Origin of the sequence: Collinsella intestinalis (genome assembly GCF_902364775.2) — a bacterium.
GTDB lineage: Bacteria > Actinomycetota > Coriobacteriia > Coriobacteriales > Coriobacteriaceae > Collinsella.
This window is the reverse complement of record NZ_CABJEU020000001.1, coordinates 958,749-972,685: the sequence shown is the minus strand read 5'-3', so window position 1 is coordinate 972,685 and position 13,937 is coordinate 958,749. Positions and strand designations below refer to the sequence as shown.

Genomic DNA, 13,937 nt, shown 5'->3' with positions numbered 1-13,937 from the left:
AACGGTCCATCTGGTTGCGAGCGGCCATGGCCGGTAGCAGGACGTATCGCACAAAGGCCATCGTGCTGGACAAAACAAAGCTCAAAGAGACCGACCTCATCCTGACGCTCGTCGACCAGACTGGTCGGCAGGTCCGCGCGGTTGCCAAGGGCGCACGCAAGCCGGGCAGCCGTCTGGCCGCCCGGTGCGAACTGTGCTGCGAGGTCGATCTGCTGTTGGCGCATGGGCGCAGCCTGGACATCGTATCCCAGGCGGAACTCGTTGCGGCGCCGCTGGGGTCGCAGCCCAGCTATGAACTACTCATGTCCGCGAGCGCGGTGGCCGAGGTGGCCCGCCATTGCACCTACGAGGACGCCGAGGACCCATTTGTGTTCGCGATCACGCGCGCGGTTCTCGCGCAGCTCGCCTCGCTCGACGCGCCGCATCTCGACCTCATCGTTGCCGCGTACGTGTTCAAGCTGCTCTCGCACATTGGGTACCTGCCCGATTGCTCCTCCTGCGTGGCGTGTGAGGACGAGGCGCCAACGTATTTCTCCGCGCATGCGGGCGGTCTGCTCTGCGCGAGCTGCGCCTCGAGTGTGGCCGGTAGCGAGGCACTCGAGCTCGGCGAACCCGCTTGGCTGGCGAGTCTTATCTCCATGAGGTTCGATGAACTCGCCGCAACACCCATCGATCCATATACGGCCGCGCGTCTGCTTGGCTTCTCCCACGTGTGGGCCGCGACCCACTTGGATTGCCGCCTGCGGGCGCTCGAGTTTTTGCTGGGGCGTTAGCCCACTTCCTGGCCCAATTGCCGGCTAAATCTGCCCAATATCTGTAAATATGTAGCTGGGCAAATGAATGTAAGTAATTTATGGTCATTTTGCTACAATTGCAACTCGATAAAGTCTGTTTGCACAACGGGAAATGGAGAGGTTAGTTAATGACACTTCTCGAATTGCTCGACTTGATGAAGAAACGCATCAAGCTCGTCATTGGTCTGCCGATCGTGTGCGCTCTGCTCATCGGCGTGTATTCCTTCATGTTCATGCCGGATACGTACACCGCAACAACTAGCATGTACGTGCTCACCAACCAGGAGCAGTCTGCCGGCAACCTGTCCACGGACCTTTCTGCGTCCCAGATGGTGGCAAATGACGTCACCACGTTGCTCAAGTCCAATCGTGTGCGCAAGGCGACTGCGGATGACCTGGGTCTCAAGAGCCTCAAGGACTTCGAAATCGAAGTCACCAGCGCTACGACTTCCCGTGTGATTGAGCTTTCTGTAACCGGTACCGAGCCCGAGCTGGTTGCCAAGGTCGCCAACTCCATTGCGGAGAACGTTGCCGCCATCTCCCAGGACGTTATGAAGGTCGAAGCGGTCAACATCATTGACGCAGCCCTTGCTCCCGTTGCGCCGAGCGGTCCTTCGCGCCCGCTGTACGTTGCGGTTGCGTTTATGGGTGGTTTGTTCATGGCGGTTGCTATCATCGTTGTCGCAGACATGTTGAACACCAAGGTTCGTACCGCCGATGAGGCTGAGGAGATCCTTGGTATCCCGGTGATTGGTCGTATTCCGGTTGTGAAGGGCGGTCGCTAATATGGCGAAGAAGCAGAAGAAAGTCGGAATCGATCAGATCCATATGCAGAATGCGATCAAAACGCTTGCCGCTAATATCCGTTTCGCATCCGTCGACGATCCGATTCGCTCCATCGTCGTGACCTCCTCGGTCCCCAACGAGGGTAAGACCACGGTTGCCATTTCTCTGGCTGAGGCGATTGCGAGTTCTGGTAGCAGTGTGCTGCTGCTGGAGTGTGATATGCGTCGCAGGTCTATCGCCAACAGCCTGGGCATTCATGCTCGCTCCGGCGTTTACTCTGTGCTCTGCGGCCAGACGGCACTTGCTGATGCCATGGTCGCAACCGGTACGAGGGGCATGTACTTCCTGGACAGCGAGCCGCATATTCCCAACCCGGATGTGCTGCTGAGCTCAAAGCGATTCCGCAAGATGGTCGATGCGGCCCTCGACAGCTTCGATTACGTCATTTTCGACACGCCGCCCCTGTCTGCCTTCGTGGATGCTGCTGTACTTTCCACGGTGGCTGATGGCACGTTGCTCGTGGTTGGCCAGAATGTTGTTCGTCGTGACGAGCTGGCGTCTTCGCATGCGCAGCTTGAAAAGGCGGGCGCCAATCTGATTGGCGCGGTTATGAACCTCTGCAAGAGTGAGAAGAGCGAGTACTATACCGAGTACTACTCTCGTGGCGGAGACGACTCTAATGCCCCCGCTGCTCCGGTCAACGCGCCCACGACTCAGGCCGTTTCTAAGCCATCCTCGCTTCGCCCCGTTGCCCGCAAGGCGCCCCGAGCCGCTGGTGCCTCCCGTCAGTCAGCTCCCGCTGCACAGAATCCTGTTGCGGCACAGGGACTTAAGCCAATTCCGCAGACGGGCGCCAAGATTGCTCCGGATACTACCGCTCAGTTCATTGCGAGCATTCAGCCGGGGTCTAAGAAGTAGCAATAGATCGATTTGTCTTCCGCCGCATCTTATGTGCGGCGGAAGTCTTTTAGCTGATGGGATGTACCTTGAGGGATATTCATTGCCATATTCTACCCGGTGTCGACGACGGCGCTCCAGATCTTGCCAGCAGCCTAAAGATGCTCGAGGCTGCTAAGGCGGCGGGGGTGACGAGCATTGTCTGTACGCCACATTGCCGTGATCCGTATTTTGACCATAATGCGATGTGGAATGCTTTTTATGAATTGCAGGAACATGCCGATGGGTTTCCCCTGCAAATGGGCTTTGAGGTGGCGCACCCCAAGCTCGTCGAGCTGGGTGTCGAAGAATGGGCGCCTTATCTGTGCTTCGATGGGAGCAATGAGTTTTTGCTCGAACTCGATCCGCATGCAGGGGAGCGGGACTTCGAAGACTACGAACGCACGATTTACGAACTCCAGGGGTTGGGTTATTCGGTGATCATTGCCCATCCTGAAAGGTATCGTGCCATTCAGCGCGATCCAGACATTGCTGAACGGTTGGTCCGGATGGGGTGTCATTTGCAGGCGTCTGCAGATTTTATGGGCGGAGGGCGATTTGGCAAGGAAAAAAAGCCTGCCAAGAAGCTCTTTGATCGCAATTTGTACAGGTATATCGCCAGTGACGCGCATAAGCCCGAGCATTACAAATACCTTATCCGGGCGATTGATAAATTCCCACGCCGCGGAGCACATTTTGCGGTATAAAATAATAGATTAAAAAGTAGCATTTTATGAATCTATTTGATTGATTCTACGATCATCGGATTCGTAGCATGCTGCATTCGTCCACATATCTTCCTCCACTGGGGATCGTGCCACGTGCAGAGCCCGGCGGTGTTAAGAGAGCGAATACGACTTTCTGTGAGACGCAGGTCTATGGCGAAGCCTTGGCGTTGTTGCCTCAATGTTAATGGGCCGTTCAGCGTAATGTCGATTGAGGGGACTGTATGTCAAAGGGCTCTTGGTATGTAATTCAGGTCACGACGGGATCTGAACGAAGGTTCTGTTCTCTTATAGAGCTCCTCTCGCCTCCGGGTGCCGTTGAAGAGTGTTTTTCTCCTCGATATGCAACGCAAATTAAGAAGGCGGGGGAGTGGATTGATGTCCAAAAACCATTGCTGCCTGGATACGTGATTGTGGTGAGCGATCGGCTTGATTTGGTGATTCGCACACTGCGAGAAATCCCCGAATTCACGCGCTTGCTCAAGATGGGAGAGTCGTTCGTTCCCTTAGCCGCTGAAGAACGCGCTCGTATTGAAGCCTTGAGCAATAACCACACTCGTTGCATTGATATGAGCATGGGGGTTATCGAGCACGGAAGAGTCGTTGTTCAATCTGGCCCTCTGTGTGGGCGAGAGGCAATGATAGTGAGTGTGAACCGACATAAGAACGTTGCTTTTGTCGAGTTTGAGATATGTGGACGCATGGTTAAGACGAAGGTTGGTTTGGGAATTGTCAATCGATGAGATGGGAAGTCGACGGCAAGAAGATCGAATCTTGCACGTTGATCAAGATGTCCTGGGGGGGGGCAGCTCCCAATGGAGATAATAGATAGCTGTAACCGTAGGGACAAAGATTCCTACGGTGAAAGCATCGACGATTCGCCTATCGTAAAGGCTCCCACTTCAATACCAGTTGCAGGAACAAGAGAATCGGCCAAGCTTGAGGAGCTCTCGGTGCGTCGGCTCTCCCTTATGCGTAATGCTCAAGCTTATGATTGCGAGCGGTTGGGGTATCGTTTTGTGAAGCGATGCTTCGATATCGTATTTTCCGCTGCTGTTATTACGGTTGCTTTTGTTCCGTCGTTGGTCCTCTGCGCCGCGATTGCCATCGAGAGCCCGGGGTGCCCGCTGTACCGCCAAAAGCGCGTGGGGCGTATCGGTGCTGACGGCAAGCCTCGCGAGTTCACCATGTGGAAGTTTCGGAGTATGGTGAAAGGCGCCGATAAGATGAAGGACGCCCTTCTGGCCGAGAACGAGGTCGAGGGCCCCATGTTCAAGATGAAGGACGACCCGCGCGTCACGCGCATCGGTCGCTTCATCCGCAGACACTCCATCGACGAGTTCCCGCAGTTCCTCAACGTTCTTATGGGCGACATGTCCGTTGTGGGCCCGCGCCCACCGCTGCCGCGCGAGGTCGCGCAGTACGACGAGTGGGCCATGCAGCGCCTGGCCGTGAAGCCGGGCCTCACCGGCCCCTGGCAGGTGGGCGGCCGCTCAGACGTGGACTTCGACGACATGGTGCGGCTGGACCTAGGTTACATCGCGCGCCGCGGTGTGATGACGGATTTGAAGTTGATCTTGCAGACCGTTGCCGTGGTCTTCACCGGAAAGGGGGCGGCGTAGATGGGCCGTCCCGATGTGAGGCTGGGGAGCTCCGCTCCGGACACAGGTCGTTCGCCAGCCGTAAGGAAGATGCGAATTAAGGGGAATGGCATGAAGATCGCTGTCGCCGGGACCGGTTACGTTGGCTTATCGCTTGCGGTTTTACTCTCACAGCACAACGAGGTCCACGCCTTGGACATCGTGCCCGAGAAGGTCGAGAAGATCAACGCGTTCATGTCGCCCATCCAGGACGACGAGATTGAGCGATTCCTCGCCGAGGCGAAAGCGGGGGAGCGCAAACTCGACCTGCACGCTACCGTCGACGCGGCCGAGGCATATGCCGGTGCCGACTACGTTGTCATCGCCACGCCCACGAACTACGACAGCCAGAGGAACTTCTTCGACACCTCGTCGGTGGAGGCCGCTATCGCCGCCGTGCGGTCGGTGAACCCGGGCGCCTGGATCGTTATCAAGTCGACGATCCCGGTCGGTTACACCGTGGGTCTGCGCGAGAGACTGGGCGACAGGAAGATTTTCTTCTCTCCGGAGTTCCTGCGCGAGAGCAAGGCACTCTACGACAACCTGCACCCCAGCCGCATCGTGGTGGGTGCACCCAAGGACGACGCTGAGGCCGTCGAGGCTGCCAAGGAGTTTGCCCGCTTGCTCGCACAGGGCGCCGACCCATCGGAACTCGAGCGTGTCAACGTCGATGGTTCGGCGGGCATCCCCGAGCTCGCGCTTGGCGCCACCGAGGCCGAGGCCGTGAAGCTGTTCGCCAACACCTACCTGGCGCTCCGTGTGGCCTACTTCAACGAGCTCGATACCTACTGCGAGGCACGAGGGCTCGACGCCCGCGACGTGATCGATGGGGTGTGCCTGGAACCGCGCATCGGGTCCCACTACAACAACCCCAGCTTCGGATACGGCGGCTACTGCCTGCCTAAGGACACAAAGCAGCTGCTCGCCAACTACAGGGACGTGCCGCAAAACCTCATCGAGGCCATCGTGGAGGCCAACCGAACCCGAAAGGACTTCGTGGCTAACGAGGTGCTCCAGATGGTCTGGAATCGCGTGTACGAGGGGAAGGAGAAGCCGATCGTGGGTGTGTATCGCCTCACCATGAAGAGCAACTCCGATAACTTTCGGGCGAGCTCTATCCAGGGCGTCATGAAGCGCGTGAAGGCCAAGGGTGTGCCCGTGGTTGTCTACGAACCTGCGCTGGACGCGCCAGAGTTCTACGGCTCGGAGGTGACTCACGACCTCGAGAGGTTCAAGGCTGAGTGCGACGTGATCATCGCCAACCGTTGGAACGATGATCTGATTGATGTCGCGGACAAAGTCTACACTCGCGACCTGTTCAAAAGGGACTAGTTGTATGGGAAAAAGCCCCAAGGAGATCAAGGTGTGCTTTGCCGCCTCGTCTGGAGGCCATCTTGAGCAACTATTGGCGCTCAGGCCTTTAATGGAACGTTACGACAGCTTTATCCTTACCGAGAGGACGGCCTACGATGTCAAGCTGCCTGTCCGCTCATGTTACGTGCGTCAGGTTAATCGGCACGAGGTGACGTTCCTGCCGCACATGATCGCCAACACCATGGCGTCTTTTAGATATTGGCTTGCCGAGCGCCCAGATGTGATCGTGTGTACGGGTGTGCTAGCGACCGTCCCGTTCTGCCTAATCGGACACGCGCTGGGCGCCAAGCTTGTGTACATCGAGTCGTTCGCAAAGACCGATTCGCCGACTATGACGGGCAAGCTCTTGGGCAAGTTCGCTGACCGCTTCTACGTTCAGTGGAAGTCGATGCTCTCGGTGTACTCGGGTGCCCGCTTCGTCGGCGGTGTTTACTAGGGAGGTGTGGCTGTGATCTTTGTAACGGTCGGCTCGCAGAAGTTCCAGTTCGACAGGTTGCTCAGGGCTGTAGATGATCTAGTGTCGGGCGGCTGCGTCGATGGCGGGGCCTTCGCCCAGACGGGGGCGTGCACCTATGTACCCACTCACATGCGCCACGAGGCCTTCTTGGGCCGTGAGTCGTTTCGAGCGCATATGGGCGCGTGCGACGTCGTGGTGACCCACGGAGGGACGGGCGCTATCATCGGCGCCGTCAAGAGCGGCAAGAAGGTGATTGCCGTTCCCCGCTTGTCCAAGTACGGCGAGCACGTCGACGATCATCAGGTGGAGATCGTGTGCCAGTTCGGGGCGATGGGGCTCATCGAGCCCTGCATGGAACCCGCTGACCTTTCGAACGCTTACGCACGTGTTATTGTCAACGATTACCTTCCTTATCAAAGTAACACTGAGCGTTTTTGCGCAGACCTGTCCGAATATATTGATGAGATTGGAGGCGTGCGATGAACACCATGATGAAAAATGTGCTTCTGACACCATTTAACGCGCTGTACCTTATTTCTCCCGAGCTGTGCCTTAGGGTTCTATTTCGCATCAAGCAAGGCTATTCTTTGGATCTCGATAACCCTAAGACGTTTAGCGAAAAAATCCAGTGGATAAAACTATACGATCACAATCCCCTTATGCCGCGTTGCGCCGACAAGTACGAAGTAAGGAACTATGTCGAGGAATGCGGCTATGGGAAGTATCTTAATGATCTTTTGTGGCATGGCAGCGACCCTAACGCGATCCCTTTTGACTCGCTTCCGGAAAAGTACGTTGTGAAGGTGACTCACGGGTCCACCTTTAACATCATCATTGACGGCAATAGTCTTGCCGATAGGAATGAGATTGTCCGCAAGTGCCGTAAGTGGCTTGGAGCAAAGTTTTTACCTTGTTACGGTGAATGGTTCTATGGGCGCAGTGGTGGAATAGAGCCAAAAGTTGTTGTCGAGAAGTACATTGAGTCCGATAGTGATTGCGGGCTGGATGATTACAAAGTTTTCGTAATGAACGGGAAGGCTTTATTAACGCTCGTGTGTACGGGACGTACTTCCAACGAACACTGTGAGGATTGCTACGACATGGACTGGAACTTAATAGAGGGCTGCGACATGGGTGAAAAGCGTTCTAAAAAAAAGATTCAAAAGCCAGGTTGTTTTGAAGAGATGATTACGGTGGCCGAGGCTCTTGCGGCCCCGTTTAATCATGCTCGCGTTGATTTCTATATTGCGAAGGGGGGGGTGCTCCGAGACTGGTTTTCGGGGAAATCACCTTTACGTCGGGATCGGGCTTCGACCGGTTCCACCCGTACGCGTTCGACGAGTGGATGGGCGAGAAGTTGGTGCTGCAAAAACGGAATGCGTAGTCGGCGGTCTGGCGGCGTAAGGAGCGTTCTTATATGAGTATGGACAACCTCAAGAAGAACGCGATTCTAACGCCGTTCAACCTCTTGTACCGCGTGAGTCCCGAGTTGACACTTAAGATTCTATTTAGACTGAAGGTCGGATATCCTTTGAACCTGAAACACCCGAGGACATACAATGAGAAACTGCAGTGGATAAAGCTGTACGATCGCAATCCACTGATGGCAAAGTGCTGTGACAAGTACGCCGTGCGCTCATACGTGAAATCGAAGGGCTGTGGTACGTACCTGAACGACCTCCTCTGGCAGGGCTTCGACCCTGCCGACATCCCCTTCGATGACCTACCCGAGCGCTATGTCGTGAAGGTGACCCATGGGTCGACGTTCAACATCATCGTGGACGGAGCTGAGCCTGTCGATCGCCGCGAGGTCGTCCGCAAGTGCCGCAAGTGGCTGCGCGCGAAGTTCCTGCCCTGTTACGGCGAATGGTTCTACGGGGTCGAGAGGCCGCGCGTCATCGTCGAAAAATACTTGGAGGGCGACGGCGGAGAGGCGCTGTTCGACTACAAGATCTTTTGCTTTAACGGTGAGCCCAAGATGATCTATGTGGATACATGGCGCGATGGCGAGCACCACATTAATGCGTACGACACGGAGCTCAACCTGTTCGGGGGAGTCAAGCTTGGCTACCCCAATGACGAGTCTTGCGACGTTGAAAGGCCTGAAGTGCTTGGAGAGATGCTTGAGGTGGCAAGGGCGTTGTCTCAGGATTTCCACCACGTACGCGTTGATTTGTACTACACCCATGGAAAGATTGTCTTCGGTGAGCTCACGTTCACCAAGGGGGCCGGCTTCGGCAAGATTGAGCCGATTTCTTTCGACGAGAAGATGGGCGATTGGCTGAAGCTTCCCTGCGACGAGGTGGCCTAGTGAATGTCTGCATGGTTGTATACAACCTCGTTAACAACGGCATTGGTAAAGTCGTTCTCACCTATTCTGCTGAGCTGATCCGGCACGGTCATGCGGTTACCGTGATTGTTGGCGGGCCTTGTGAGCAGGAAAAAGTCGACGAGGCTGTGGCTTGCGGTATCGTGGTCAAGCAGCTTCCAAACAAGAAGTCCAACACTCTTGCTTATTTCAAATCGCTGGGTAAGGCTCTCGACGAAGGACGATTCGATGTCTGTCATGTCCACGGCAACAGCGGTATGGTTTTTCCAGAGTTGGTTATAGCGAAGCGTTCCCGTGCTGTGGCAGTGGCTTGCCACTGCCACAACACGGGATGCGAACATCCCGTGCTCCATAGAGTGCTGAGACCTTTAGTGCCTCGACTTTGCGACTGCATGCTTGCCTGCAGCGATGAGGCTGGCAAATGGCTTTTTGGAGATGCAGGCTTTTCCGTCATCCCAAACTCCTTCGAGCTTGACAAGTTCAGGTTCGACCCTCAAGCGCGCCTCGAGCTGCGCGGAGCCTACGGTATCGGCGAGGACGTCTATATTCTTGGCAACGTGGCGAGGTTGAACCCTGAGAAAAACCATGTGTTCCTCATCAAGATTTTCGAGGAATTTCATGCTGAGCACCCTGAATCGGTTCTGCTGATTGCGGGCGGGGGCCCTGGAGAGAAGGATGTTAGGGCCGTGGTTGAGGCATCGCCCGCCAGTGATTCGATTATGCTGCTTGGCAATGTTAAGGACCCAGCCAAGCTCTATTCGGCGATGGATTGCTTCGTGTTCCCCTCGATTCACGAGGGACTCGGTATCGTCCTCGTGGAGGCGCAACTTGCCGGCCTCGAATGCTTTGTTTCTTCCGATGTGCCACTGGGTGCCTGCGTGAGCGACAGGTTTCACGCGATCCCCCTTACAGAAACCGCTGCAAGATGGGCGGGCGAGATAGCTGCGATGGCTTTACGTTCACATGATAGGGGCAAAGACTCCTTTCATGTGGGGAGCCTGGAGCCTTTCGATATTCGCTCGAGCTACCGCCTTCTTGAGGGCGCATATGAGGTCGCATTGGACCGTAAAGGAGGTCGGGAATGAACATTAACGCCGACTTTGTCGTAGCCGCCGGGGGAAAGGGCTTCCCGCGTTCGCTCGGGACGCTTCTTTTGAACCCCTGCTTTCACGCAGTGGCTCTTTTCCGCCTGTCCGCCCTGCTCTACCGCGGCCATCTTGAGCCGCTAGCGAAGATCGTTTGGTGCTTGAACAGGATGCTTTACCACGTCGATTTGGACTACAAGGCTAAGTTGGCACCGGGGTTTCGCCTCGTCCACGGCCTTGGCGTTGTCATAGGCGCCGGAGTTGTCAGCGAGGGGCCGCTCACAGTGTATCAGGGCGTGACCATCGGCGGCTCCCATGGACGTCATCGCGAAGATGGTCGGGGGGGGGTCTTCTGGCAGCCCCATTTTGGGAGCGACGTTACCCTGTACACGAACTCCTGCGTTTTCGGGCCGGTATACGTTGGGGACGGTGCGATTGTGAAGGCGGCTCGGATAGTTACCGAAGACGTCGAACCTGGCAGAAAGATATAGTTGGAGGTTGTTTGTGCCGCTTGTTAGCGTAATTATCCCGGTCTATAAAGTTGAGAATGAGTTGAGGCGCTGCGTGAACAGCGTGCTGAGCCAGACCTTGACTGACATAGAGATAATACTCGTTGATGATGGCAGCCCAGATGGGTGCCCTCAAATCTGCGATGACTATGCTGATCGAGATTCCAGGGTAAAGGTCATCCACAAGGTTAATGGTGGGCTTTCGGACGCCCGTAACTACGGACTGAATAAAGCTGCTGGCGACTATGTCATGTTTGTTGATTCCGATGACTATATCGAGGTGGATAGTTGTGAGAGATTGTATCTCACGGCTGTCGCTTCTGATGCCGATATGGTTCTTGGGGACTGGCGTATTAGTCCTGGGCAGGACAATCCGGATCATTATGCGCTGTTGGAGGAAGGTAGAGTATATTCCGCATCTGATTTCATCCTGACTGCCTTGAAAGCAGGAGAATGGTATCCGTGTGCTTGCTTCATGTTTTGTAAGCTCTCGCTCTTCAACGACAATAACCTGAGGTTTGCTGTGGGTTTGTTGCATGAGGACATGGAAATGCAGCCGAGGGTTTTTCTGGCCGCTCGGAGTATCGTCTGTGTGAAGTACAAGTTCTACAACTATATAATGCGTCCCGGTTCAATTATGAAGTCATCGAACTGTCAGAAGCGTGCTGTTTCGATGCAGGAAATCCTTGGACGCTGGAAAAGGCAGTTTGACAATATAGAAAACTCTGAGCTTCGCGATGCTCTGTATGGGTATCTTGCGAAGTGCTATCTACACACTTGCCGTGATCTTGGACTTCGGCGCGGGCTTAGCGTACCCGGTATAGATAAGAGGTTCCTTTTCGAGCATGGAGCCAGCCAAAAAGAAAAGGCAAAGGCGTTACTGTTCGCCGCTTCTCCTCGGTTTTATAGCTATTTGTAGGCGGAACACCATGCAAAATTTTCAACAGGTTAGAAATCGGGATTCGTTCCTGAATCGGAGGATTTGCTTCGACTGGCTCACTCTGTCCCTCGTCGCGATTTATTTCGCGGTTTTCAAACTCGTTTGCATACCAAAAGTGCTCCAGCAAGGTCTCAAGGTGTGTTGCGTGTTTTTTGTAGTCCTTTTTCTGGTTACCAACCTTAAGGGTAGAGACTGGAAACATCCGTCAATCCCGTTCTGCCTTGTGGTGGTGGTTTCAAGCGTTGCGGGGTACCTAGCTGGATACGTCGACTCTACAAACTGCATCGACGCGCTGTTCTATTCGATTTGTCTTTACGCTCTTGCTCTTCTGATTTCAACCTGCGGCAGGTGGGGCAGAATCGATACGTTTATCAATGTCTTCTTTTGGATGACGGTTGTATATTGCATCCTGTCAATCGCATTCATAGCAAAAGTCGGTGTTGCAGATGGACCCCTGCTCTATTACTTTGCTGGAAATAAGTTCTCGACGAGCTATTATTTTATTCTGTTGGCTTGTCTCACGTATGTAAGGCTTCACCGTGCTGGTGTAAGCGGCAAGACGGTTACCGCTGTTGCCGCCGGTTTGGGGCTGCTGGCGCTCGTCGTTGCCCGTGCCGTGTATTGTTCAACAGCCGTTGCCATGTCTGCGCTTGTGGTAGTCCTCGTTTTTCTTCCTCGTGAAGCTCAACGTCTGCTCGAAAAACCTACAGTTATTATCGCTGCCATGATAATGACAGGCGTAATTCTTGTATTTCTGTCGTCTCTTCTGCAGACTCCACTTGTAAAGCACTTCGTTGTCGACATCCTTGGAGAGAATCTGACGCTAACGGGCAGAGATTTGATATATAGCGGTCTTCAAACCGTGATTAGTGGTTCACCCGTATTCGGCTATGGTTACGGAAACGCTGCAGTCGCGATGCATGTTGGCTACGGTAACGCTCAAAATTCAATCATGGAGACGCTCGTGAATTACGGTGTCGTCGGACTTATGGCCATACTCTATATGGTTTGGACATGCTCGAAAAGAAGTAAACGACAGTGGAGTTGGGGTATGTTCATTCTGCTGTACGCGATGATTGCTGGCTCCGTTGTGGAAATCACCTACAACTACTTCTTCTTCATTGCGCTAATGGCCATTCTCGTTTCATCGGATCGAAGGGCTACTGAAGAGCGTTTTGAACAGGAAAAGCAGGGCACTGATTGCGGAAAAAGGCCGCTTGTTGGGAGGTAATAATGTGCGTCGGAATTATGTCGATGCAAAGGATCGTGAATCACGGCTCTTTCATGCAGGCATATGGATTGAAGACGATGATCGAGTCTTTGGGCCACGATGTCAAGTTTGTCGATTACAGGCCGGCACCGTGTGTCCCTGGGCTAAGAAGTAGAAGTGAGCAGATTAAGGATTTGCTTGGCAGGGTCAAGGCGAATGTGAGGTTTACCAAGACGGGGAGGTCCGTTCTCGTTGCCATGGGTATTTATAATCCGACTCCGATGGACATCGAATACGAACGTTGCCTGGAGCTTTTGGGTGTGAACCCTTGTAAGAGAAACATCGGCGACTACGTTGACACCTTGGTCATCGGCAGCGATGAAGTTTTTAATTGTACGCAGGCGGGGCCGAACGTTGGATTTTGCCGACAGCTCCTTGGCGAGGGCAATAATTGCGGATCCGTGATTAGCTATGCCGGTTCGTTTGGGCACACGACTCTTTCGGATTTGGCAAAATTCGGTGTGTCCGCTGATGTCAGGGAGTGCTTTGACTGCTTCGACGCTATATCCGTAAGGGACGAGAATTCACGAGTAACACTTGAAGCGTTGGGGATTTCCGACATCCAGATTCATCTTGATCCTGTTCTTGTCTCGGGTGTAGAAGAAATGGGCTGGAGGTCCGTTTCTGCTTCTAGTCCTTATGCGCTCGTTTATGGATATGGGAATCGTTTTACTAAGGTCGAGGGCGAAGCAATTCGAGAGGTGGCGAGAAAAAGGGGCGTTGAGCTTTTTGCCGTTTACGGGCATCAAGACTTTTGCGATAGGAACATCGATTGTGGACCAGATGAAATACTGAGTTACTTCAAAGAAGCCGACTTCGTTGTTACTGATACGTTTCATGGAGCCATCTTCTCGGTTATTACCCATACGCCTTTCGCCGTTATCAAGCGTGGACAAAATTCGAACAAGCTCACGGATCTTCTCGACAGGTTGTCCCTTAATGACAGGCTTGCAGCGGCTCATGAGGATATTTCATGCATTCTCGGGTGCGATCTTGATTTTGATAAGACCGATGCGATTAGAGCGGCGGCACGTGAAAGCTCACTTTCCTATTTAAGGGACAACATTTCCGTTTGCAGAAAGGTTCGCTAGG

At 54.2% G+C, this 13,937-nt stretch carries 16 protein-coding genes; all 16 read left to right on the top strand.

Annotated elements, in window-relative coordinates; genetic code table 11:
• Nucleotides 1-26: 26 nt before the first annotated feature.
• Entirely contained in the window at nt 27-773 is a 747-nt protein-coding gene (recO, locus tag FY258_RS04220) for a DNA repair protein RecO (RefSeq protein WP_118103393.1), read from the top strand.
• 149 nt (nt 774-922) lie between these two features.
• Nucleotides 923-1,579: a YveK family protein gene (locus FY258_RS04215; protein WP_118103391.1), complete on the top strand. Its 657-nt coding sequence runs from the start codon at nt 923-925 to the stop codon at nt 1,577-1,579.
• A gap of 1 nt (nt 1,580) precedes the next feature.
• On the top strand, nt 1,581-2,498 hold the full coding sequence (locus FY258_RS04210; RefSeq protein WP_118103389.1) for a CpsD/CapB family tyrosine-protein kinase: 918 nt from the start codon (nt 1,581-1,583) through the stop codon (nt 2,496-2,498).
• Nucleotides 2,499-2,566: 68 nt separating this feature from the next.
• On the top strand, nt 2,567-3,223 hold the full coding sequence (locus FY258_RS04205) for a tyrosine-protein phosphatase (protein WP_118103387.1): 657 nt from the start codon (nt 2,567-2,569) through the stop codon (nt 3,221-3,223).
• A gap of 242 nt (nt 3,224-3,465) precedes the next feature.
• Nucleotides 3,466-3,984 carry an antiterminator LoaP gene (gene loaP, locus FY258_RS04200; protein ID WP_118103385.1) on the top strand — a complete coding sequence of 173 codons (519 nt, stop codon included), beginning with the start codon at nt 3,466-3,468 and terminating at the stop codon, nt 3,982-3,984.
• 276 nt (nt 3,985-4,260) lie between these two features.
• Nucleotides 4,261-4,863, top strand: a complete 603-nt coding sequence (locus FY258_RS04195) for a sugar transferase (protein ID WP_259324436.1) — start codon at nt 4,261-4,263, stop codon at nt 4,861-4,863.
• Between the two features lie 90 nt (nt 4,864-4,953).
• The gene (locus FY258_RS04190; protein ID WP_118103381.1) at nt 4,954-6,213 is read left to right on the top strand and encodes a nucleotide sugar dehydrogenase; all 1,260 of its coding nucleotides are present in this window, start codon (nt 4,954-4,956) and stop codon (nt 6,211-6,213) included.
• A gap of 4 nt (nt 6,214-6,217) precedes the next feature.
• Nucleotides 6,218-6,691 (top strand): PssD/Cps14F family polysaccharide biosynthesis glycosyltransferase, encoded by a 474-nt coding sequence (gene pssD, locus FY258_RS04185; RefSeq protein WP_118103379.1) that lies wholly within the window; start codon nt 6,218-6,220, stop codon nt 6,689-6,691.
• A 12-nt stretch (nt 6,692-6,703) separates the two neighbouring features.
• Nucleotides 6,704-7,195, top strand: coding sequence for a PssE/Cps14G family polysaccharide biosynthesis glycosyltransferase (pssE, locus tag FY258_RS04180; RefSeq protein WP_182279411.1), 492 nt, complete (start codon nt 6,704-6,706; stop codon nt 7,193-7,195).
• A complete protein-coding gene (locus FY258_RS04175) occupies nt 7,192-8,133 on the top strand; it encodes an ATP-grasp fold amidoligase family protein (protein ID WP_118103375.1) in 942 nt (313 codons plus the stop codon). Before pssE ends, FY258_RS04175 begins: the two co-directional genes overlap by 4 nt.
• Nucleotides 8,130-9,023, top strand: coding sequence for an ATP-grasp fold amidoligase family protein (locus tag FY258_RS04170; protein ID WP_220396009.1), 894 nt, complete (start codon nt 8,130-8,132; stop codon nt 9,021-9,023). The genes FY258_RS04175 and FY258_RS04170 overlap by 4 nt, the downstream gene beginning before the upstream one ends.
• Nucleotides 9,023-10,126 (top strand): glycosyltransferase, encoded by a 1,104-nt coding sequence (locus FY258_RS04165; RefSeq protein ID WP_118103371.1) that lies wholly within the window; start codon nt 9,023-9,025, stop codon nt 10,124-10,126. Before FY258_RS04170 ends, FY258_RS04165 begins: the two co-directional genes overlap by 1 nt.
• A complete protein-coding gene (locus tag FY258_RS04160) occupies nt 10,123-10,617 on the top strand; it encodes a serine O-acetyltransferase (protein WP_118103369.1) in 495 nt (164 codons plus the stop codon). Before FY258_RS04165 ends, FY258_RS04160 begins: the two co-directional genes overlap by 4 nt.
• A gap of 13 nt (nt 10,618-10,630) precedes the next feature.
• Entirely contained in the window at nt 10,631-11,554 is a 924-nt protein-coding gene (locus FY258_RS04155; RefSeq protein ID WP_182279410.1) for a glycosyltransferase family 2 protein, read from the top strand.
• Between the two features lie 166 nt (nt 11,555-11,720).
• Nucleotides 11,721-12,806, top strand: coding sequence for an O-antigen ligase family protein (locus FY258_RS04150; protein ID WP_182279409.1), 1,086 nt, complete (start codon nt 11,721-11,723; stop codon nt 12,804-12,806).
• A gap of 2 nt (nt 12,807-12,808) precedes the next feature.
• Nucleotides 12,809-13,936 (top strand): polysaccharide pyruvyl transferase family protein, encoded by a 1,128-nt coding sequence (locus FY258_RS04145; protein WP_118103363.1) that lies wholly within the window; start codon nt 12,809-12,811, stop codon nt 13,934-13,936.
• Nucleotide 13,937: the final 1 nt, after the last annotated feature.